At 40.0% G+C, this 21792-nt stretch carries 21 protein-coding genes; 6 read left to right on the plus strand and 15 right to left on the minus strand.

The window, feature by feature from the left end; translation table 11 throughout:
• Positions 1–15 precede the first annotated feature (15 nt).
• From uvrC to ACTO1Y_RS05155, 8 genes are all read right to left on the minus strand, one after another.
• Positions 16–1842: an excinuclease ABC subunit UvrC gene (gene uvrC / locus ACTO1Y_RS05120; protein WP_441348560.1), complete on the minus strand. Its 1827-nt coding sequence runs from the start codon at positions 1840–1842 to the stop codon at positions 16–18.
• Between the two features lie 68 nt (positions 1843–1910).
• Complete coding sequence (locus ACTO1Y_RS05125) at positions 1911–2612, minus strand: matrixin family metalloprotease (RefSeq protein WP_441348561.1); 702 nt, start codon at positions 2610–2612, stop codon at positions 1911–1913.
• A gap of 106 nt (positions 2613–2718) precedes the next feature.
• Entirely contained in the window at positions 2719–3498 is a 780-nt protein-coding gene (locus tag ACTO1Y_RS05130) for an alpha/beta hydrolase (RefSeq protein WP_441348562.1), read from the minus strand.
• A gap of 68 nt (positions 3499–3566) precedes the next feature.
• Complete coding sequence (locus ACTO1Y_RS05135) at positions 3567–5228, minus strand: ribonuclease J (protein ID WP_441348563.1); 1662 nt, start codon at positions 5226–5228, stop codon at positions 3567–3569.
• A 326-nt stretch (positions 5229–5554) separates the two neighbouring features.
• Positions 5555–6217, minus strand: a complete 663-nt coding sequence (locus ACTO1Y_RS05140; protein WP_006150122.1) for a COG3942 and LysM peptidoglycan-binding domain-containing protein — start codon at positions 6215–6217, stop codon at positions 5555–5557.
• A gap of 212 nt (positions 6218–6429) precedes the next feature.
• Entirely contained in the window at positions 6430–8649 is a 2220-nt protein-coding gene (gene recJ / locus ACTO1Y_RS05145) for a single-stranded-DNA-specific exonuclease RecJ (protein WP_441348564.1), read from the minus strand.
• 196 nt (positions 8650–8845) lie between these two features.
• Positions 8846–9283 carry an Rrf2 family transcriptional regulator gene (locus tag ACTO1Y_RS05150; RefSeq protein ID WP_441348565.1) on the minus strand — a complete coding sequence of 146 codons (438 nt, stop codon included), beginning with the start codon at positions 9281–9283 and terminating at the stop codon, positions 8846–8848.
• A gap of 70 nt (positions 9284–9353) precedes the next feature.
• Positions 9354–10193, minus strand: coding sequence for a metallophosphoesterase family protein (locus ACTO1Y_RS05155; RefSeq protein ID WP_441348566.1), 840 nt, complete (start codon positions 10191–10193; stop codon positions 9354–9356).
• A gap of 144 nt (positions 10194–10337) precedes the next feature.
• Here ACTO1Y_RS05155 and ACTO1Y_RS05160 point away from each other — a divergent pair, with 144 nt between their 5' ends.
• The 4 genes from ACTO1Y_RS05160 to ACTO1Y_RS05175 all read left to right on the plus strand — a co-directional run bounded on the left by ACTO1Y_RS05160 (position 10338) and on the right by ACTO1Y_RS05175 (position 12621).
• Positions 10338–10790, plus strand: a complete 453-nt coding sequence (locus ACTO1Y_RS05160; protein ID WP_303943541.1) for a universal stress protein — start codon at positions 10338–10340, stop codon at positions 10788–10790.
• A gap of 477 nt (positions 10791–11267) precedes the next feature.
• Entirely contained in the window at positions 11268–11831 is a 564-nt protein-coding gene (gene amaP, locus ACTO1Y_RS05165; RefSeq protein ID WP_441348567.1) for an alkaline shock response membrane anchor protein AmaP, read from the plus strand.
• A 12-nt stretch (positions 11832–11843) separates the two neighbouring features.
• On the plus strand, positions 11844–12014 hold the full coding sequence (locus ACTO1Y_RS05170) for a DUF2273 domain-containing protein (protein WP_006144923.1): 171 nt from the start codon (positions 11844–11846) through the stop codon (positions 12012–12014).
• Positions 12015–12027: 13 nt separating this feature from the next.
• Positions 12028–12621 carry an Asp23/Gls24 family envelope stress response protein gene (locus ACTO1Y_RS05175; RefSeq protein WP_006150062.1) on the plus strand — a complete coding sequence of 198 codons (594 nt, stop codon included), beginning with the start codon at positions 12028–12030 and terminating at the stop codon, positions 12619–12621.
• Between the two features lie 75 nt (positions 12622–12696).
• Here the strand turns inward: ACTO1Y_RS05175 and ACTO1Y_RS05180 are convergent, their stop codons facing one another.
• Complete coding sequence (locus tag ACTO1Y_RS05180) at positions 12697–14091, minus strand: Cof-type HAD-IIB family hydrolase (protein ID WP_441348568.1); 1395 nt, start codon at positions 14089–14091, stop codon at positions 12697–12699.
• Positions 14092–14156: 65 nt separating this feature from the next.
• On the opposite strand from ACTO1Y_RS05180, the gene ACTO1Y_RS05185 reads away from it, so the two are divergent.
• Positions 14157–15119 carry an asparaginase gene (locus tag ACTO1Y_RS05185; RefSeq protein WP_414277157.1) on the plus strand — a complete coding sequence of 321 codons (963 nt, stop codon included), beginning with the start codon at positions 14157–14159 and terminating at the stop codon, positions 15117–15119.
• A gap of 38 nt (positions 15120–15157) precedes the next feature.
• On the opposite strand, the gene ccpA is transcribed toward ACTO1Y_RS05185, so the two are convergent.
• Positions 15158–16165 (minus strand): catabolite control protein A, encoded by a 1008-nt coding sequence (gene ccpA, locus ACTO1Y_RS05190; RefSeq protein ID WP_441348569.1) that lies wholly within the window; start codon positions 16163–16165, stop codon positions 15158–15160.
• Positions 16166–16370: 205 nt separating this feature from the next.
• Here ccpA and ACTO1Y_RS05195 point away from each other — a divergent pair, with 205 nt between their 5' ends.
• The gene (locus ACTO1Y_RS05195; protein WP_441348570.1) at positions 16371–16688 is read left to right on the plus strand and encodes a DUF960 domain-containing protein; all 318 of its coding nucleotides are present in this window, start codon (positions 16371–16373) and stop codon (positions 16686–16688) included.
• Positions 16689–16722: 34 nt separating this feature from the next.
• On the opposite strand, the gene ACTO1Y_RS05200 is transcribed toward ACTO1Y_RS05195, so the two are convergent.
• The 5 genes from ACTO1Y_RS05200 to folP are packed head-to-tail and all read right to left on the minus strand — an operon-like array spanning position 16723 to position 21661.
• Positions 16723–18006, minus strand: coding sequence for a DUF308 domain-containing protein (locus ACTO1Y_RS05200; RefSeq protein ID WP_441348571.1), 1284 nt, complete (start codon positions 18004–18006; stop codon positions 16723–16725).
• Entirely contained in the window at positions 17999–18820 is an 822-nt protein-coding gene (gene folK / locus ACTO1Y_RS05205; protein WP_441348572.1) for a 2-amino-4-hydroxy-6-hydroxymethyldihydropteridine diphosphokinase, read from the minus strand. Before folK ends, ACTO1Y_RS05200 begins: the two co-directional genes overlap by 8 nt.
• A 38-nt stretch (positions 18821–18858) precedes the next feature.
• The gene (folE, locus tag ACTO1Y_RS05210) at positions 18859–19413 is read right to left on the minus strand and encodes a GTP cyclohydrolase I FolE (protein ID WP_441348573.1); all 555 of its coding nucleotides are present in this window, start codon (positions 19411–19413) and stop codon (positions 18859–18861) included.
• 3 nt (positions 19414–19416) lie between these two features.
• A complete protein-coding gene (locus ACTO1Y_RS05215; protein ID WP_441348574.1) occupies positions 19417–20715 on the minus strand; it encodes a bifunctional folylpolyglutamate synthase/dihydrofolate synthase in 1299 nt (432 codons plus the stop codon).
• Position 20716: 1 nt separating this feature from the next.
• Complete coding sequence (folP, locus tag ACTO1Y_RS05220) at positions 20717–21661, minus strand: dihydropteroate synthase (RefSeq protein WP_441348575.1); 945 nt, start codon at positions 21659–21661, stop codon at positions 20717–20719.
• Positions 21662–21792: the final 131 nt, after the last annotated feature.

Below are 21792 nucleotides of genomic sequence, written 5' to 3' on the forward strand. Positions count from 1 at the left end.
CATTCCACTGCTACTTTATTCCTTGTATTCAAGAGGTTTCTCAGCTACTTGAGCTATCGCTGAGTCTAGTTCTGGATTTAAGTGTTGATGAACTGCTTCTGCCACTGCTCTTGGTATACCAACTGCAACAATCTCGTCCACGCTAGCTTCCTTGATTTTTGTCTGAGATTTAAAATATTTCATCAAATTCTGCTTGCGTTTTGGACCCAAACCTTCAATTCCATCTAATTGAGAAGAGAAGGAATTTTTAGAACGTAGTTGACGGTGGAAGGTAATCGCAAAGCGGTGGACTTCATCCTGAATGCGTTGCAGGAGGAAAAATTCCTGTGAGGTCCGTGAGAGTTCGATGACTTGGAGAGGATCGCCAAAGAGCAATTCATGGGTTTGGTGCTTGTCATTCTTTTGCAGGCCTGCGATCGGAATATCTAACCCCAACTCTTCTTGAATGACCTGTTTAGCGATATTGACCTGACCTTGTCCCCCATCAATGACAATCAAATCTGGCGGTGTCAAACCGTCACGTTGGACGCGTCCATAGCGTCTGCGAATAACCTCTCGCATACTTGCATAGTCATCTGGTCCGACCACAGTCTTGATTTTATACTTACGGTAATCCTTCTTGCTCGGTTTTCCGTTGACAAAAACAACCATAGCAGAGACTGGACTAGTCCCCATAATATTGGAATTGTCAAAGGACTCGATACGGACTGGGGTTGGAATCTTGAGCAATCGTCCTAAGTTTTCAATAGCCCCTTGGGTCTTTTCAACCGATTTCTCCAACAGATTAAATTTCTGCTCTAGACTGACACGAGCATTTTTGATGGCGAGATTGACCAGTTGCTTTTTCTCCCCGCGCTGGGGTTTAAGAATCTTGGTATCCACCAAAGCCTTAACTGCTTCTTCATCAATATCCTGAGGAATCAGAATCTCATTAGGAACCAAGTGTGATTTTTCTTGATAAAACTGCCCAACATAGGTTAAGAAATCTTCATCTGGATCATTGTAGTATGGAAAAAGGTTGACATCACGCTCAATGAGCTTACCTTGGCGGACAAAGAATACCTGAACACACATCCAACCCTTATCCACATAGTAACCGAAGACATCCCGGTTTTGGAGATCCTTGGCCATAACACGTTGCTTGGTTCGAAGGGTTCCAATGGCCTGAATCAAATCACGGTATTCAGCCGCACGCTCAAATTCCATGCTTTGAGCCGCCGCATTCATCTTTTCCTTGAGGTCATCGATGATTTTATCATCCTGTCCCTTAAGAAAATCAGAAACTTCTTGGGCCATAGCTTTGAAATAGGCCTCATCTTTATGGCAGACAGTATGTGCCATACACTGACCTATATGGTAATAAAAACAAACCTTCGATGGTGGATTGGTACATTTACGAAAAGGAAAAATCCGATCCAATAGCCGTTTGATTTCATTGGCCGCGCCCACATCCGGATAGGGACCAAAATAGAGTCCTCCGTCTTTCTTGACTTGACGGGTAATAATCAAACGAGGATAACGCTCATTGGTAATTTTGATAAAAGGATAGGACTTATCGTCCTTGAGCATAATATTGTATTTAGGCTTGTTTTCCTTAATCAGGTTGATTTCAAGTAGAAGAGCCTCAATATTGGACTCCGTAACGATAAACTCAAAATCCACAATTTCAGATACTAAGGCTTCTGTCTTGGTATCATGACTTCCACGGAAATAGGACCGTACACGATTACGCAGATTTTTAGCCTTCCCCACATAGATGATGGTCCCATTCTTGTCTTTGTGGATGTAACAACCTGGACTAGTTGGCAAGAGCTCCAGTTTTGATTTGATCAAGTTATTCATAGTTCCATTATAGCAAAAACTCCTTACCATTGCTGACATCAAGAAGTCCTATTTGAGCTTGAAAAGACTTATTCTCCAGATCCGTAAAGTTCCTGAACTGCTTGAACATCTTGAGCCTGAATACCATAGTATGACCCCGCTGGTTGCATGACCGAAACTTCATTGGTATGTTCCAAACCAATGGCATGCCCTAGCTCATGCTCTGCTGTATGCAAGATGCGGTCGTAGGTATAGCCATAATTTGGATTAGATAGATAGTAATGATTTAAACGAACGGTTACTGAAGTGAATTGTTTGGTTAGGAGATTTGTTTGACTCTCTGCCTCGCCAGCAACAGCTGTCGAACCATCGTTCATTTCGGTAGCGAAAATATTGGCTTGATCCGGCTCTGTTACAAGCACAAAGTTAAAAGCGCCGGTCTGATTCCAGTTGGAAATAGCATCAGCATAAGCTTTTTGGAAGCTAACATCCATTTGAGGATCGATATAAATCGTTGCTTCTGCCTTTGACCATTTTGCTCCTGAATCTTGGTGATGATCTGTCTGAGATAAGTCTTGCAATTTACCAGTTTCTTGCCATTGTTGCCAACCTCCTTGACCGACTTGAGCAAGTTTACTGACTTGGTTTAAGGCACCTGATAAATCCCCTGTCGCATACCAGAGAATCCCAAAAGTGATGAGAATTAAGAGTATAAGTGTCCATATAAGGCGCCAAAACATACGCAAAATTCCGAGTAAAAATCGATATATAACACGAATAATCCAGCTCATGATTTCCCACCTTTCTAAAAAAATAAGAACCCATCTTTAAGTTATGGATTCCCATTCTAAAGATAGATTCTTTATTTTACTGAAACAAACTAAAAGAAAGCTAAAATCAAGACAAGCGTTCTTCCAAAACAAAATCGATTGGTAAGGTGGTCAAAAAACGTTCCAATTGTTTTTCCCAATAATACCACTCATGGGTTCCTGCACTATGGCTATAGGTCACATCGAAACCAAGTTTCTTAAGATTTTTAACTGCTAGATTATTGGCAGAGTAAAGATAATCCTGTTCGCCACACCATACCCAAAGCTTGGTTTTCTTATCAGACTTTTTAGCGAGTGTTTCAAGTGAGTAAGGGCTATTCACCCAATCATTAACTTTACCAAAAACACCTCTCCAGTAGGCACGCGTCCCTAAATCTTGACTCTCAGGAGAAAACTCCTCGAAACTAAGTGCCCCAGAAAAGCTAGCGGCATGCGAGAAACGGTCAGTTGACAGTGCCAATTTGAAGGAACCGTAGCCTCCCATTGATAAACCAGCAATGAAGGTTTTTTCTCGCTTACTTGTCATATTAGGGAAGAAGCGTTTGAGCACCTTAGGCAATTCTTCTGCTAGAGCTGTATAGTAGTTATAGCCATACTGAGTATCTGTGTACCAGCCATTACTTGTATTTGGCATGACAACAATCAGATTGGTCCCTCGTAGCAAGCGTTCTACATTGGTCCGCTTGAGCCAACTATTGTGGTTTCCAGACATCCCGTGAAGTAGGTAGAGAACTGGGATATCTTTACTGTTTGGCTCTATCACCCGAGATGCATCAGGATAGAGAACATTTACTCCCCACTCCATATCTAAAACTTCTGAGTAATACTCAATCTTCATTACTGCCATAACTTGCTCCTTATTCGTTTGAGATAAGAAAAAGCCGAAACTCGACTTTCTCTACTGTTATTTAATCCTTATTTTGCTTCCATGACTACTGGTAGGATGGCTGGACGACGCTTGGTTTGGTCAAAAAGGAATTTTGCCAAATTATCACGGACCTTCCCTTTAAGATCAGCCCAGTCAAAGTCCTCACCTTGGAGGTAATCTTCAACTGTTTGGTTCACCAACTCTGTACTTTCACGTAAGATATCACGACTCTTTTTAAGATAGACGAATCCACGCGTATGTACTCGCGCTTTAGCAATGATTTTCTTCTCACGACGGTTAACAGTGATAGCTACGATAAAGATACCATCTTCTGACAAGACCTTGCGGTCACGAAGAACAACGTTCCCAACATCCCCAATGGCATTACCATCAATCAAGACATCACCTGCAGTAACAGCACCGGATGGAACGAAGTCTCCATGCTCATAAGACATGGTTGTCCCTTTTTTAGGGATAAAGATACGCTCTGGTAGCATACCAACCGCCATAGCAGCCTTGGCATGAGCATCCAACTCACGGTATTCTCCCTGGATTGGGAAGAGATACTGAGGATGTAAGAGATTAATCATTAATTGAAGATCACGCGCATTCCCATGTCCTGATACACGCAAGCTTTGAGTAATCGGTTTAACGACACCACCTGCTTGGTAGACCATGTTTTCTACACGTGCCATCACAGCTTCCTTAGCAATTGATGGCGTCGTAACGATATAGACCAAGTCACCATCTTTGATTTCAACATAGCGGTGACGACCAATGGACATTTTGCGGAGTCCGTTAATCGGTTCACCCATGCGTCCAGTTTCAAGGATGATTAATTCATGGTCCTCAAAACGAGACATATCTTTTGGTTTAATCAAGAGATTCTCATTTGCTAAAGACAATTTTTTCAAACGGATAGCTGTACGAACGATATTTTCAACGTCAAAACCAGTCAAAACAACACGGCGACCTGTATCCGCAGCCGCATCAAACACTTGCTGAATACGAGAAAGGTTACTTGCAACAGCAGCTACAATGATACGGCCATCCCAGTCAGAAATGGTTTGCGTAATTTCATCACCAACTTCACTCTCGCTGGCTACTTGAATATTACTGTCTGCATTTGCTGAGTCGCTTAGAAGGGCTAAAACTCCTTCGCGACCGATTTCTGCTAAACGACCAAAGTCAGTCGCATATGATTCGCTAGCCGTTTGGTCAAATTTGAAGTCCCCTGTATAAACGATACTTCCTTTAGATGTTTTCAAAACGACACCCAGACTCTCTGGGATAGAGTGAGTTGTGCGGAAGAAGGAAACCTCCGTACCGCCAAAGTCGATTTCTGTATTTTCATCAATAACATGGAAATCATCGAATTTTTTAGCACTATCATTTCCTTTAACAAAAAGCTTAGCAAGTTCGATAGTCAACTCTGAACCAAAGACAGGAACTTTCACTTCTGACAAAAGATAAGGAAGAGCTCCGATTGCATCCGCATGTCCGTGTGTTAAAAAGACTCCTGCAATACGGTCGCTGTTTTCAAATAGATATTCCATATTTGGAATAACGACATCGACACCCAACTGTTCATTTTCAGGATATTTCAAACCTGCATCTAAAACAAAGATTGAGTCGTTAATTTCTGCGATGTACATGTTTTTCCCGTTTTCACGAACACCACCCAAAGTAGTTAATTTAATATTGGTCATTTCCCCTCCGAAGTATTACTATAACGTGTTTATAGAGTCTATATAACTCTCTGTTTTAAAAGTTCAATTTACTTTTATCCGAATCTTTTCCTCTTATTATACCATTTTTTTACTAATTTTCAAAATGAAGACAGAATTTCAAATATAGAACATGCATACTAATAATTAATCGGATTGTTTTGTATCTTTCTTTATTTTCAAAATCTCTGTCCACCTTAGAACCTGTAATATTGTATAGCAAATATCTACTAAGCCAAAAGATAGCAAAAGGGTAATTCTCAGACAATAAAAAAAGATTTAGAAATTCTAAATCTTTTTAAGTATTTTTAGTTTGGATAAATGTATCTTACAGTACCTCTTGATGCTGTCGGATTAAACCAGCCACGATAGTTTCCGATTGGTTGAGTTCCACTACCATCATAGTTGCATTCAAATACTTGAATAGAAGTCTCGCTTTGAACATCTGTCACATAAGCAACGTGACCATATTCACCACCGTCCCAAACGGCGATTGCTCCTACTACAGGTACATTTCCTGTCTTAAAGCCTTGTGAACTAGCGTAGATTGCCCAAGTATTGGCATTCCCCCACCAGTTGCTAGCCCAAGGCGCTAATTCTTTCACGCCCCATGTACACTGACCAACAGGATATGAGTTCCCGTAGTTTGTTGGAGTATTTACGACAACATCATCAGCTGCTACCCCATTCACAGTGCTAGTTGCTTCATAAGATGGAGCACTGTATGAATAGCTAGCTTGAGTTAGGCCGCTGACTTCTAGTACATCACCTGGGTGGATGGTGTCAAAAATGCTTTTTCCATTATTTGCCGCTAACACATAAGGATCCATACCACTTGCAGCAGCAATACCAAAAAATGAATCGCCGTCTTGAACAACGTAAGAGTCAGCGCTAACAGTTTGAGCACCAACTGTAGCCAAAATAGCTATAGATGTTAAACCAAGAGTCAGTTTAGCAACTGTTTTTTTCATAACAATTTTCTCCTAAAATTTTATTGATAATTTCTAATTTTTTTGTTGACAAGAGAATCATACATCTTTTACATGTCAATTATTTTAGAGTTATGTTGTAGTCATGTTACAAATCTGTTTACTTTTACTACATGACGTTCTAAAGAACACAACATTTAAAATTATAAGAGACTACAAAAAAGCTGAGATAGATTACCTCAGCCTCTTTCCTTTTATTTTTCCATCAAGAAATCATAGATTTCCTGCACTGTACCTAGTGCCAACATTTCTTGGTCTTTAACAGTTTGCTTGAGATTTTGATAAATCTGACTTTCAGCAATATCCCGTTTAGCCGCATCTTTATTAACCCTCATCACACCATTTTCAATGGTGACAAAACCAAGCTCTTCAAAAATTTGAATCATCTTGACGAGTAAAATCTGTTCAATTTTAAGATAAGCTGATAGGTCTTTTAATTTATAACGGATATCGAATTCTGGAAACTGGTATATCGTCTTATAGAGCTTTGCAAATTGCTCTCTTGTGCCATACCCTGTCAAATAGTAGGGCTTCTCGATATCATTTTTAAAGTAAACAGCTGAGAAATCATGTTGCTGGAAAATGTCCTTGAGAATCCTGATGTCTTCTGGGATATTCTTGACAACGACTGCTGGACTCGATGAAATATCTGGCAATTCTCCAGTAAAATCAAGCACTGGCACTCCGTCTGGTAGAACAGCATTCTTCCCACGAATATTAAAGAGCTGAACACCGTCCACACGAGCATCTACCATCATCAACTGTAGAGTTGTTTGCCCATTCCATTGGTTAACGGAAAGAGTGACTGCTAACTCCAGTTGTTTTGTCTGCGCAAATTCTGTCGCTTTCGACCCTTGACCAAAGGCAACCACTTCAAAGTTCGCAGTTCCTTTGGAAATTTTTAACTTCAGGTGACTATCTCCTGCTCCCATAGAACGAGCATTTTCAACTTGAAAATCTCGAATGTAGAAGACAGGTTTTTGATTGTCCATTCCAAAAGGAGCTAACTTCTCAAAGCTTTTAACCGTATCTAAACTCAGGCTTTCCAAATCTAGTTCTTCATCTAGATATAATTTACTCTTTCCCTTAGCATCTATCCCTTTGTCTTTTACATAGGTTTCTAAAATTTCTGACAAGGCATCTAACTGTTCAGCCTCGAGCGTCATACCTGCGGCACCTGCATGGCCACCAAAGGCGATAAAGAGAGCGCGATGCGGATCCAAAGCTTCAAAGATATCGACTGCTTCAATACTCCGTGCGCTTCCCTTGGCACGACCATCTTCAATATTCAGAACAATAACTGTTTGACCTAGTTCTTCCAGTAAGCGTCCAGCTACAATTCCAAGAACCCCTGGGTTCCAGCCTTCCTTTGACAAAACCTGAACACTTTTACTAGGATCTACCATGTTTTTAGCTTCATCATAGATGGCTTGAACGATTTCCTTGCGTTCTTCATTTTTTTCTTGAATCATGAGGACAATTTCATGCACCTCTTCATCATCAAAGCCAGTCAGTAAATCAATCGCTGGATTGGGATCATCCAAGCGCCCCAAGGCATTTAACCGAGGTGCCAACTGAAAACCAACTGTTTCTTCTGTAATATCACTAGTAGCAATTCCTGCAATTTCAAATAGTTCTTGGAGACCAATTCGTTGAGTATTGCGCAAAACTTCTAGACCGTACTGAACCATGATACGATTTTCATCCGTCAGGCTTACCATATCCGCAATGGTTCCAATGGCAACCAAGTCAAGCAACTCAACCTGCACTTCCTCCAAGAGGGCACAAGCTAGTTTAAAAGCAACTCCACAGCCTGCTAATTGTTTAAAAGGATAATCTGCTTCTGGATGTTCAGGATGGACGATTGCATAAGCATCTGGTAAAACCTCTGGCATGGAGTGGTGGTCTGTCACAATGACATCCACTCCCATAGACTGAGCCAAGTCAATGGCTTCATGCCCAGCAACTCCATTATCCACTGTCACAATCAAAGACACACCCTGTTGCTCGATGAAATATTTGTAAACACTGGCATTTGGACCATAACCGTCTGTAAAGCGATTTGGGAGATAGACCAGACACTCTGCTCCTAATTGTTCCAAACTCTCCTTGACAATCGAAGCCGAAGTCATCCCATCTGCATCGTAGTCACCATAGACGAGAATCAATTCTCCTTGCTCGATAGCCTGGCGAATACGATCAACTGCCTTATCCATATCATGTAATAGATAAGGATCATGTAAATCTTCCAAAGAAGGTTCTAAAAATTTCTTCAGGCTGCTTTCGTCCTTGATTCCACGTTGAAACAACAAACAAGCGACTTCAGAACTCAAGCCTACACTCTTGGCAATCTTTGTAAAATCCGCATCCTCAACTTGCGGAGAAAATTGCCAATTATAAGTAGGAATTATCAAATAAATATCCACTCTTTCTTACGATTCTATTCATTTATTATAACACGATTTTTGGTTTTTCTCCTGATATTCAGACCATATTCTTTGCTAAATTTTTAAGCCACTTCAGCTAACACCTCGCCTATTTAACAACGAAAAAACACCTAAACAACTAGGCTTTTCAGTACAGCAATTCAGGTGTTCTTTAGTTTAAAATTTATTTTTTAATTCTCGCTTCTGTATCAGTTACAAGTTGAGCGAGACTAGTTAGGCTCAATTCTTTTTCCATAGCTTGCTGGATTTTTAGCAATTTCTCATCTAAAACCACATGAATATTGGCTCCAACTGGACAATTTGGATTCGGATTATCATGAAAGCTAAAGAGTTGACCCGTCTTCCCGAGACTTTCAACTGCTTGATAGATATCCAAGAGACTAATATCTTCAAGATTTTTGATAATTTCTGCTCCTCCAGTTCCACGCGCAACAGAAATCAATTCTGCTTTTTTCAGTTGAGACAAGGTTTTACGAATAATAACAGGATTAACCCCCACACTGCTAGCTAGAAAATCACTAGTAACTTTATTTTCCTTGCCTTCAAGGGCAATGATAACTAGCATATGGGTTGCAATGGTAAAGCGACTTGAAATTTGCATGCAGTTCTCCTTTCTCGTTAACTAAGCTCATTCTTCTCTTATATTTATTATAGCTCCTCTAGTTGTAATGTCAAGAGTTACGACTGAGCCAGTCATCCAATTCTGCATCATGCCCTTGACTTTGAGCAATTTCATGCAGTAAGTCCTGATTGTGGGTATGATGGATTCCATTGACTAAACTTTCATAATAGACCTGATAGTAGGGCAATTGCAACTCTCGAGCCAACTGCAACTCTGCTTCGACATCATAATCAACGCGACGAAAATCTACATCCTTCAATCCTTTATCATCAAATTCCAAAATCATATATTGGGCTCGTAAATCCTCACGCAGACTTGCTGATAAAAAGAAAGGCTGCCCAATCGAACCTGGATTCAAAATGAGTTGTCCACCACTTCCATAACGTAAAAATTGTTGGTGGATATGACCATAGATGGCAATATCGGAGTCAGGATTAGTCACCAAACGATCAAAATCTTCCTGCTTTCCAAGATGAATCAGTTCTCTTCCCCAATTTTTATCCGGTAAATGATGACTAATCCCCACCTTGAGATTTCCAAACTGGCGATGGGTGTGCATAGGAAAATCCTGAAGTTCTTCAATCTCATCTAGACTAATTTCTTCCATGATATACTGACATTGCCGTAAGAGGTAGCGATGACTGGGCCTACTTGTATCCAATTTTCGGTGAGCAGCCCGCCATAAACTTTCTTCCCAATTCCCCAGAACCCGAACCGTCATCGGCAATTCCTCCAATCGTCTGAGGATACTTTTTCGTCCCGTTCCTGGCATGAGAATATCTCCCAAAAGCCAATATTCCTCAACTCCTGCCTTTTCCGCATCTGTGAGAACTGCTTCCAATGCTCCTGTGTTGCCATGAATATCTGAAAGTACCGCAATTTTTGTCATATCAATCCCTCTTGTTTTCTCACATTTAATTATAGCACTCTTAAAAGCAAAGTCAAAAGCGTTTTCCTTCCTATCATTTTTTACTTTACTTTTTTAGTGAAAAGGATTACAATGAGGGTGATAAGAAATGAGGAGGTTTTTGCTATGACACAACGTTACGAAAACATCATGGTAGCAGTCGACGGTTCTAAAGAAGCTGATTTGGCTTTTGTTAAGGGAGTTCAGTCAGCTGTGCGTAACCAGGCTAAACTAACCATCGCCCATGTAATCGATACTCGGGCTCTTCAAAGCATTTCAACATTTGATGCTGAAGTTTATGAAGAGTTACAAGTGGAAGCCCAAGACTTGATGGCAGAATATGAAAAACGTGCAAGAGACGCTGGTCTTACAGATATTAAAGTTGTCATCGAAATGGGAAATCCTAAAACTCTTTTGGCCAAAACAATCCCGGACCAAGAACATGTTGATTTGATTTTGGTCGGAGCAACAGGACTTAACGCCTTCGAACGTTTGCTTGTCGGATCATCTTCAGAATATATCCTACGCCATACAAGTGTTGACCTTCTCGTCGTTCGAGACAAGGATAAAACTTTATAATGAGAAAAAAAGAGGTCGGGAAAATCCCGACCTTGCTTTTTATTAGTGATAGCCTTTTATACAGCAAGGACTATATTCGTCAAAAAATCCTAAACTAATCTGTAAAGTAAAGGAGAGGATGTTCGAAGATTGACAGCGGTTTCAAAGAGTGGTATACTAAAAGCAACTGAGAATGTAATCATAGTTTAGAAAAGGAGACTCGTTATTTTGCCACTTGTTATAGACGACTTGGCATTCTTACGTCTAAGGGTATCATACATTTTGTTTTGAAACTACTTACTCCATTTTCCTAGTTCTCTATTAACAATCCCTCGGGAATATGAGCCCTTCGTTAACTAAATTAGCTAACCTCATCTATCATAGTAGCACTTTTCAAAGTTACTAATTCCGTATTCTTCTATCTTGAAGATGATAGATTGTTGTACACCTCCCTAAACTGTTACAATAATCTATGAGTTTAATTCGAAAGGATTGTATATGTCAAAAACAAAGAAAATACTTTTACTTATTTTCTGCATTCTTATCTTGACAGTCTTCCTCCCCATCTTGGTTGATTACCAAAAAGCAAGTGACCTAGGCATTCAATTGTTTAGCTGGAGAGAATGGAGTTTTGTTGCATTCATTTCTAAATACATCTTTTGGGGGACATTAATCCTATCAGTATTAGTTTTATCATCAATCCTAGTTATACTATTTTATCCTAAGCAATATTTGGATATTCAATTAGGTACTAAAGATGATAAGCTTAAACTAAAAAATTCAGCTATTGAAGGGTTCGTTAGATGTGTTGTTGATGATTATGAGTTGATTAAAAATCCAACTATCCGTGTAAATATCAGAAGAAATAAATGTTTTGTTTACGTGGAAGGTAGAATAATTACTTCAGACAACATCTCTACTAAGTGCCAGTCAATTCAAAATGAAATAACTCAAGGATTAAGGCAGTTTTTTGGTCTTGAACGTGAGGTAAAACTTGAAGTTTTGGTTAAAAACTATCAACCTCCAACTCAACACAAGAAAACTACAAGTCGTGTAGATTAAGGAAGTGAAAAGATGGAATTACTTAAAAAGTATCAGTATCCAATTTTATCAGGCTTAATAGGTATTATTCTAGCTTGTTTAATTATTTCCTTTGGTTTCTTCAAAACACTATTTGTTTTGATTTTCGGAGCTTTAGGAATTGTAATTGGATTATATATCCAAAAAAACTATATAAATAAATAATAAGGAGTTGCATATGTCAAACTTGGAAAAAAACGTTTCTACAGAAAAAAATGAATCTACTGCTACTACTCATGAAGTAAAAGGAAGCCTTACTTATGAAAATAAGGTTATCCAAAAAATTATTGGTCTAGCACTAGAAAAAGTACCTGGTCTTTTGGACGTTGATGGAGGATTTTTCTCTAATTTAACTGAAAAAATTATTAACACAGATAATGTTACTCGTGGAGTTAATGTTGAAGTTGGTAAGACACAAGTTGCTGTCGATTTGAATGTTGTTGTAGAATACAAAATTAACGTTCCTGAACTATATAACAAAATTAAAAAAGTTGTCACTTCTGAGGTTTCACAAATGACAAATCTTGAAGTTGTTGAAGTAAATGTGAACGTTGTTGATATCAAAACAAAAGAACAATTTGAAGCAGATTCAGTGAGTCTTCAAGATAGAGTAACTGACGTAGCAGAGTCAACAGGTGAATTTGCATCCGAACAATTTGGAAAAGTTAAATCTGGTTTCAGTAATGGTGTATCAACTGCTAAAGAAAAAGCAAGTGAAGGTGTCGAAGCTGTAAAAGATGTAACATCTAAAGAAAAAAGTCGTGTAAACTAGCTGCAAAATCTAATATGAACAAAAATACCTATTGAATAAATCCAATAGGTATTTTAATTTTTCATCTTGAAGCTTCTAACTCATTCTATTTTCTCTTTCCTTATGGCGTTCATAAGCCTTAATTTGGCGCTCTATCTCCTTTTTGATCGCAGGTTCTGGAGCATATTTTTCTTTCCAGTTATCTGGTTTCAAGATTTTGTGGGTTACTGGATCAAAATGAGCTTTACCATCTGGGAAGATTTTACCCATATTCGCTTGATGGACAATTTCAAAGATTCGCTCTGGGTCTACCCCCATCAGAACAAAACTTCCATAGGTAAAGTAAAGTGTATCAATCAAAGCATCAACCTGACCAACGAGGCTTTTCTCAGCTGGTGTTGATTTACTTACTTTTTCAGCTGCTTTATCGAGTGCCTGATGCAAATCTTGTACAGCTTGTTGAAATTCCTCTTCAGAATTGCTTGCAGCACGGACAAATTCAACTAACTCTTCAATCTTAAAACCGGCGCGATGAGTTGCCCCTTGCAAATCCCAAGCTATTGGTTCTTCTTGAGTTCGCTCGTCCATCATATGATGGAAGGTTTTAACCTTGTTAAAATGATAGTCACGACTGACAAAGACTTTTTCAGAAGACAAAACTCCAAAATATTCCAAAGCCTTATGAATCCCATCGTTTTGGTTGCTGGCAGTAATATGCTTAGCAACTTCTTTTACGCTGTTGCTACCATTTCCCATGGCAACAGACATTCCAACGCCTGCCAACATTTCCAAGTCATTATCCGAGTCTCCAAAAGCCATGACTTGGTTGAGATCAAAACCATACTCTTTCCCGACACGACGGATACCCTCTAACTTAGAATTTCCTTGATTGATAATATCGGCCGCGAATGGATTACTTCTGGTAAATTTCAAATGATTTAATGCTTCAGCAGCATGGTTTGTCTCCTCAGGCGTCATCAACATAAGCACCTGATAGATCGGTTGGTTGATTAAGTCCAACAAATCATCTTCCTTCTGAGGAAGGGCCTTACTGACCATACGATTAAAGGAATGACTAACAGTACGAGTCAAAAATTTAGGTACAAATCGACTAACTAGCTGTGAAAGAGGGCTGAGTCCAAAGGACATAATCCGAGAACCGACAACGTCTTGTCGCGTTCCCATGGCAATCTCTTTTCGATTTTTCTTGGCATAAGAGATGATTTGTCTGAGGCTTCTCTTATCAATAGGGCTAGCAAAAAGAACTCGATCTTTGTTAAAGATATATTGGCCATTGTAGGTCACTGCAAAATCCAGATCCAAATCATCCATCAAATCCTTAACAAAAAAAGGTCCTCGCCCTGTTGCTACCCCAACAAGTACTCCTTGTTCTTTCACAATCTTGATAGCTTCCTTAGTGGACTTCAAAACACTCTTACTGTCATTTACAAGCGTTCCATCAATATCAAAAAATACAGCTTTGACTTCCATTCTATCTCATTCCTTTCTTTTATGATACAATGATTATACCACATTTCAGAAAAAGTGAGTGAATCATGACTAAGAAAATCCTTGTTTTACATACCGGTGGCACTATTTCCATGCAGGCAGATGAATCTGGAGCTGTAAGGACTAGTGCTGATAACCCTATGAATCATATCTCTAATCCTCTCGAAGGTATCGAAGTCCATTCCTTGGATTTTTTAAATTTGCCCAGCCCACACATCAAGCCTAAGCATATGTTAGCCCTCTACCATAAAATTAAACAAGAGGCATCGTCCTATGATGGTGTTGTCATTACACATGGGACAGATACACTAGAAGAAACGGCTTATTTCCTCGATACCATGGAAGTACCTCATATGCCTATCGTCCTGACAGGTGCCATGAGATCTTCCAATGAACTGGGAAGCGATGGTGTCTACAACTATCTTAGCGCCTTACGAGTGGCCAGTGATGACAAGGCTGCAGATAAGGGTGTCTTGGTCGTTATGAACGATGAAATTCACGCCGCCAAATATGTCACAAAAACGCATACTACTAACGTTAGTACCTTTCAAACACCAACTCATGGACCACTCGGGCTCATTATGAAGCAGGAAATTCTCTACTTCAAAACGGCTGAACCTCGTGTTCGTTTTGACCTTGAGAGCATTCAAGGGCTGGTCCCTATTATCCCTGTTTATGCGGGCATGACCGATGAACTTCTCGATTTACTTCCTGTTGACCAACTAGATGGATTGATTATTCAGGCTTTTGGCGCTGGAAATGTACCAAAGGAAACAGCTGAAAAATTAAAATCTCTCAGTCAAGCAGGACTTCCTATTGCACTAGTCTCACGTTGTTTCAATGGGATTGCAGAACCTGTTTACGCCTACGAAGGCGGTGGTGTTTGTCTTCAAAATGATGGTGTATATTTTGTAAAAGAACTTAACGCTCAAAAAGCACGACTGAAGCTTCTTATCGCAATCAATGCTGGACTTAAGGGCGAACAACTCCGAACATATATGGAAGGATAATAAAAAACCAGGAAATCAGCTAGATTCCTGGTTTTTTATTACTTTTTGCGAGTTGATTTGCGTTCTATCAAACCGTGAGGGAGGAGGACTTCACGTTCTTCTAATTCCTCTTTATGCATAATCTTCGTCAACATACGCATACTAATCGCACCTAAATCATACAAGGGTTGTGCGATAGTTGTAAGGCTTGGTCGAGTAAAGCGAGCGATTTGAGAATCATCACTCGTAATGATTTCAAAGTCTTCTGGTACTGAAACTCCATGATCAGCCAAGCCGTTCAAGAGACCAGCTGCCAATTCATCACCAGTCACAATCGCTGCAGTTGCTTTTGAAGAAACTAAGCGCTCTGCCAGAGCATAACCATCATCATAGCGATATTTAGATTCAAATACAAGTCCTTCACTATAGTTGACTCCTGCGGCTTTCAAAGCTTCTTTGTAGCCAACCAAGCGAATTTTACCGTTAATATCATCTACCAATGGACCACTCACAAAGGCAATTTTTTTGTTACGCTTCAACAAATGGCGAACAGCATCCGCAGTAGCATTCTTATAGTCAATATTAACACTTGGAAGCTGGTGTTCTACATCCACTGTTCCTGCAAGAACTACAGGGGTACGTGAACGTGAAAACTCTGAGCGAATTTTCTCTGTCAAGTGATAGCCCATAAAGATAATACCATCGACTTGTTTTGAAAAGAGTGTATTAACTACTGCTACTTCTTTTTCATCATCTTCATCGCTATTAGCGAGAACGATGTTGTACTTGTACATCTCTGCAATATCATCAATTCCTTTTGCCAGAGCAGCGAAATAAGTATTTGTGATATCTGGAATGACAACACCGACAGTTGTTGTACGTTTGCTTGCCAAGCCACGAGCTACTGCATTTGGACGATAGTCTAGGCGTTCAATAACCTCTAGAACTTTCTTGCGAGTGTTCTCTTTGACATTCTTATTGCCATTGACTACACGACTGACTGTTGCCATTGAAACTCCTGCTTCTCGGGCAACGTCATAAATTGTTACTGTATCATCTGTGTTCATACCGTTTCCTTTCTAATGTTGAAAATTTTGTTTTCATGTTTACACTACCTCCAGTTTACCATTTATTGTAAGCATTTTCAAGGGATATATAAACTTTCTTTGAAAAAATTTTACTGTAAATCATATTTTCTGAAATCAGTTAACTTTTCTTGATTTTTAGAGATGTTTGCAGTATGATTATTAAAAAATGAAGTAGGAGGCATCGATGGCTTTCACGGATTCGCATCGACGTTGTGCCAGTTTTGGCGTAGTAACTAATCTCCCAGATGATGTTATCGACTCAATCTGGTATATTATCGATCATTTTTTAAAGCATGTTTTTGAATTAGAAGATGAATTGGAATTTCGACTATTAAATAACGAAGGCTCTATCACCTTCCGTTTTTCTAGCCAACACCTGCCTACAACGATTGACTTCGACTTTAATCACCGTTTTGATCCATTGTATCCACCAAAAGTACTCGTTATGGATATGGACGGGAAGGAAACTATTCTCCTACCTGAAGAAAATGACCTATTTTAAAAACTCTAGTCTCTTGACTAGAGTTTTATTTTTGTTAATAAACGGATCGACTGACCACGATCCCACTTGGTTTCTTAAATTCTAAATCTAGATAGTCCTGATAGGTTCCAGGAACGATAAACCCTTGCGGGCTCAGGATATCTGTCCCAGCTTCTCCAACGATAGAATCTGCTAACAGAACACAGTTGGTACTAAGGACAAAATAGGTTTTGTATTTAGACGATTTAAACTTATAGAGACTGGCATCTGCTTCATGTTTCAATTGATAAGAGTAAGTATGTTTGATTTCCCCTTCTCTTCTTTTCATCAACTGCGAACTTGGTTCCCAAGGGATTAAAAGATTCTCTATTTCTTTCAATCGCTCTTCGATTGCCTTTTTCTGTTGTTCAGACAAGCTCAAGCCATAGACAAAGAGAGTTTTTTGACTTTCTCTCTTACAGAGTTCGATATACTTTTCTCGATTTGCCTTAAAGAGAACCCCATCACCAATCGTACCAAACAAACGTTCTGAGTGCGGGTCATAAGAACCATAAGAAATAACCTGACCTTGATAACAGATATCTACATGACCCATTGCCAAGAAGAAGGACGATTCTGAGGCATGGATAAAAATTTCTAGATCAACTGATTTTTCATTTTTTCTCTCTGAATGTACTTGACTTTCTTCCGTTTGATGGGTCGCTAAGGTTTCATTCCACTTTCGTAAGGTGTTAATGGGAATCAAAGCTGTCACAAATATAGGCAGTGTCATTCTCATTCTGCGCTTCAGCTTGGGATTGCTTCTCACTTTTTCAAAAAAGAAACCATCCCTGACACTGCTCGCTCCCAACATGATCAAGTAAAAACCAAGTAAGAGTAACTCAAAATTTGTCGCATCATGGAAAGGGGAGACACTGTAGAGACCAAATCCCATCATCCACAAAGCATCGAATAAGTAATTGACCCTTGGGCGAATATGATTCTTCCGATAAATCAACCAAGTAATCAGGCTAATCAGACCAGTACACAATTGATAACTTCCAATAGCAATGACTAAGAAATAGAGGGCTATTCCCTGCAGAATGACAGAATCAAATAGGATGACAGCAACAAAGAGCTTGGCTAATGTTATAAAAATATTTTCTCTACGGGACTTTTCCTGAAACCATCGTGTCAATAAATGCCAAACTGCTGACAAGAAAAAGTAACCCATCAATAGCTGGTAACCCAACCTCGGTACTATCTGCCCAAAACAAATCAGGAGAAGACCAAGGATAATAGCTAGCGCTCCCTCACCTAGACTTCTCCATTTACTATAAGTTTCGGAAAACTTAGGCATTTTCTTTCTCCAATTGACTATACAAGTGACGAATCGGTTGTCCTAGCACTGGATGAATAAAATGCGGAGCTATTTCTTGAAGGGATTCTAGGACAAAGAGACGCTCGGGAATATAGGGATGTGGCAAGATGAGGGCGTCAGTATAGATCACTTGATCCTCTACAAATAGCAAATCCAAGTCAATCAAGCGTGGTCCCCAATGTACCTCTCTAACTCGTCCCATTTCTGACTCAATCGCCAACAAGGTTTCTAACAAGATTGGAGCTGGCAACCAGGTTTCCACTTCAATGACTTGATTGGCAAAGCTAGCTTGATCTACCCCGCCCCAAGGTTCAGTCGTAATTACGCTAGACTCCTTGAGAACATGGATGCCATGAGCTCGCATTTTATCAATCGCTTGCTCAAGATTAGCTGTCTTATCACCCATATTACTTCCTAGAGCGATAAAAGCTCGTTGTTTACGACGATGGATGGTTACTGAACAGGTATCTAGTGGTAAATGGACAGGTGCCCATGGTTTTTTAAGTTCTAGCTCAATTTCTTGAACGATAGGGTAGGTCTCAAAAGTGCGCTCTACTAGTTTGTAGGCTACTGTTTCAATCAGGTCTTCAGTGGTTTCCTGGAACCAAGTCGTCCATTGCTGACAAAGTTCCCCATAATGGATAGAAGACTCCAAGTCCAACTCCGTCGCAGCCTTTGTCATATCATAGGATAAGCTAGCTGAAATGACAAACTTTTGCCCTAATTCCTTCTCACTAGGGAAGAGTCCATGAAAGGCGAAAACTTCCAGATCCTTAATGTGCAATTGATCCATAACTATTCCTTTCTAGAAAAATTCGTTTGAAGCGATTTTCATAGCCCCATGAGGCGATACGCTTGGTCTCGAAGATCCTTATCTGTTTCAAACACTCCACGAGCTACAGTGGTTAAGGTAGTAGTCCCTGGTTTTCGAACACCTCGCATACTCATACACATATGCTCTGCTTCAATCACAACGAAAGCACCTTTGGCACCAAGATAGTCCATCAAGGCGTCAGCTACTTCGATATTCAAGCGTTCTTGAATCTGTGGCTTTTTTGCATAAACTTCAACTGTACGTGCAAGCTTCGACAAACCTGCTACACGACCATCCGGGATGTAGGCGATATGAGCTTTTCCATAAAATGGCAAAAAGTGATGTTCACACATGGTATGGAAAAAGATATCCTTTTCCACTACCATATTATCATCAATAATCTCAAAAGATTTTGACAAGTGTTCCTCTGCAGTTTGACCAAGTCCTGAAAAAATCTCTTGATACATGCGAGCTACCCGAGCAGGAGTTTCCTGTAAGCCTTCGCGGTTGACATCTTCGCCGACCGCTTCGATAATCATTTTTACAGCTGTCTCAATCTTTTGTGTATCCATTCTCTAGTTTTTCCTCTCCATTAGATAGGCTCTCACCTGGCTCAAGAAATACAAGGAGCCCGTGACTATCCTAACTGTTTTTTTCTCTTCGTCATCTATCATATTTTGGTCTAGAAATGCCTGCCAACTCTGGTAGCTAAGATTTCTAGAATAAGCTACTTTCTTTAGCACTTCTTCATCCGTTGCTCGACCATCATCAAAATGTGTTAGTGTAAGATTAGTATCTGGTAAGTTCTCTAATAAATCTAACATATCCTCTAAAGCCTTGGTTTTAATACAAGTAAAGAGGATTTCCTTGTGATAGTCAGCAAATCGTTCATCCAAAGTTTCCAATAAAGCCTTGATGGCATGGGGGTTGTGGGCCCCATCTAAAATCATCAAGGGTTTTCTAGAAACAACTTCTAAACGTCCAGGCCAGCTTGTTTCCTCTAAAGCTTGAGCCACTAAATCATTTTCTGGCAATTCTCGCCCAGTCTCTTGACAATAGGCATCCAACAAAGTTAGTGCCATTCCGGCATTATCTATCTGGTGCAAACCAAGCAGACCTGTTTGAAAGCGACCTTGTCTAAGTGGGCTTAAATAGTCAAAGACTTCTCCCGTCTCCACACTCTCTTGATGACTGACTTGATAATCTTCCCCATAAATAAGCCTAGGAGCCTCTTTCCCTTTCGCAATCTGGTCAATAACCACCATAGCTTCTGGGACAATGTTCCCCGTTACAAGAGGAACTCTTGACTTGATAATGCCTGCTTTCTGCTCTGCGATGGCTTCCAAAGTATCACCAAGTAAAGCTACATGATCCAGTCCAATGGTTGTGATACCTGTTAAAATAGGCTGACAGACATTGGTACTATCCAAAAGTCCACCCATACCAACTTCCATAATAGCCACATCGACCTGCTCTGAGGCAAAGTAATCATAGGCTATAGCAGTGATAATCTCGAATTCTGTCGTTCCCTGCAAGGCAGGAGCGTACTCCCCTTCAAGTAGTGAGCGATATTCCGACATTAAGACTTCTAGTTTAGCTTCTGGGATTGACTCCCCATTAATGGCTATCTGATCCGTATAATGAATCAGATAGGGAGAGCTAAAGACACCAACTCTTAGTCCCATCTTTTCCAACATATTCTTCAAAAAAGCTAAGGTAGATCCCTTACCATTGGTTCCACCGATGTGGATAACCTTGAGCTTAAGATGGGGATTGCCACGTAAGGCTAACAATTCCACCATCCTCTCCAAGCCGAAATGCGGTTGATCTGTCCGATAGTTTGCTATCCACTGATTCGTTTCGTTTTTATTCATCTTACTTATATTGTTTCAAATCTAAATTTTCCGCATCATCTGCTAGGCGGACAGCAGACGCAATTTCGACTGCCATCTTGTGACTGGCTACATCATGTACACGCACCACTTCCACACCTTGTCTGGCAGCAATACTGGTTACATGAGCCGAAGCAATATCACGATTTCGGAAACCTACTTCTGTATCTGGATTGACTTCAAAGCCATTTTCTTCCAGAATATTGATGACAAAGCGCTTGCGAGAGACTCCTAGAAAGATAGGATAGCCCATCTCGTGCAATTTATCAAGGTCACGTAGAAGGATGAGATTTTCCTTTTTGGTCAAGCCAAAGCCAATCCCTGGATCCAGCATGATGTTTTCTTTTGCAATACCAGCTTCCTTCGCTCTTGCAAGTGCACGGCCAAAGAAAGCTGTCATCAATTCTTCTACTGGCAGTTGTTCAAATTCAGCCAAGTCTTCTTTTGTAAAAGGCTCTCCAAATCCAAAATGAGGGAAGATAAGTGAACTAGGGTGCTGAGGACGTACCATGACTGGATTAAACATGATGACCACCTGAGCTCCTGCTTTGGCAACCACTTCTGCCATCTTCTCATCCCCCATAAGACCTGTAATGTCATTGACTATATGGGCTCCAGCCTTTAGAGCCGCTTCTGCAACTTGACTTTTCCATGTGTCGACCGAAATCAAAACATCACTTTCTTGACGGATAGCCTGAATGACTGGAACCACACGTTGGATTTCCTCTTCAATCTCAACATAGCTACTTCCAGGTCGAGTAGATTCCCCACCGATATCTAAAATAGTGGCACCTTCAGCTATCAATTTTCGAGCCTGCTTTAAGGCTTCTTCAATAGCAAAGAATTGGCCCCCATCAGAAAAAGAATCTGGGGTGACATTGATAATACCGCAAATAGCTGTTTTAGTAAGATTCTCTCTTTTTTCCACGATTATCACTCAAATTTCATTTAGATTGGTATTTCTCTATTTTACTGTTTTTTTTGGATTCTGTCCAATTATCCATCGGTACTCCCAAACTTTAAAAGAGCGCAAAAAAAGGAGAACTTAAGTCCTCCTTG

Origin of the sequence: Streptococcus sp. V728, from assembly GCF_052077995.1 — a bacterium.
Classification (GTDB): Bacteria; Bacillota; Bacilli; order Lactobacillales; family Streptococcaceae; genus Streptococcus; species Streptococcus infantis_B.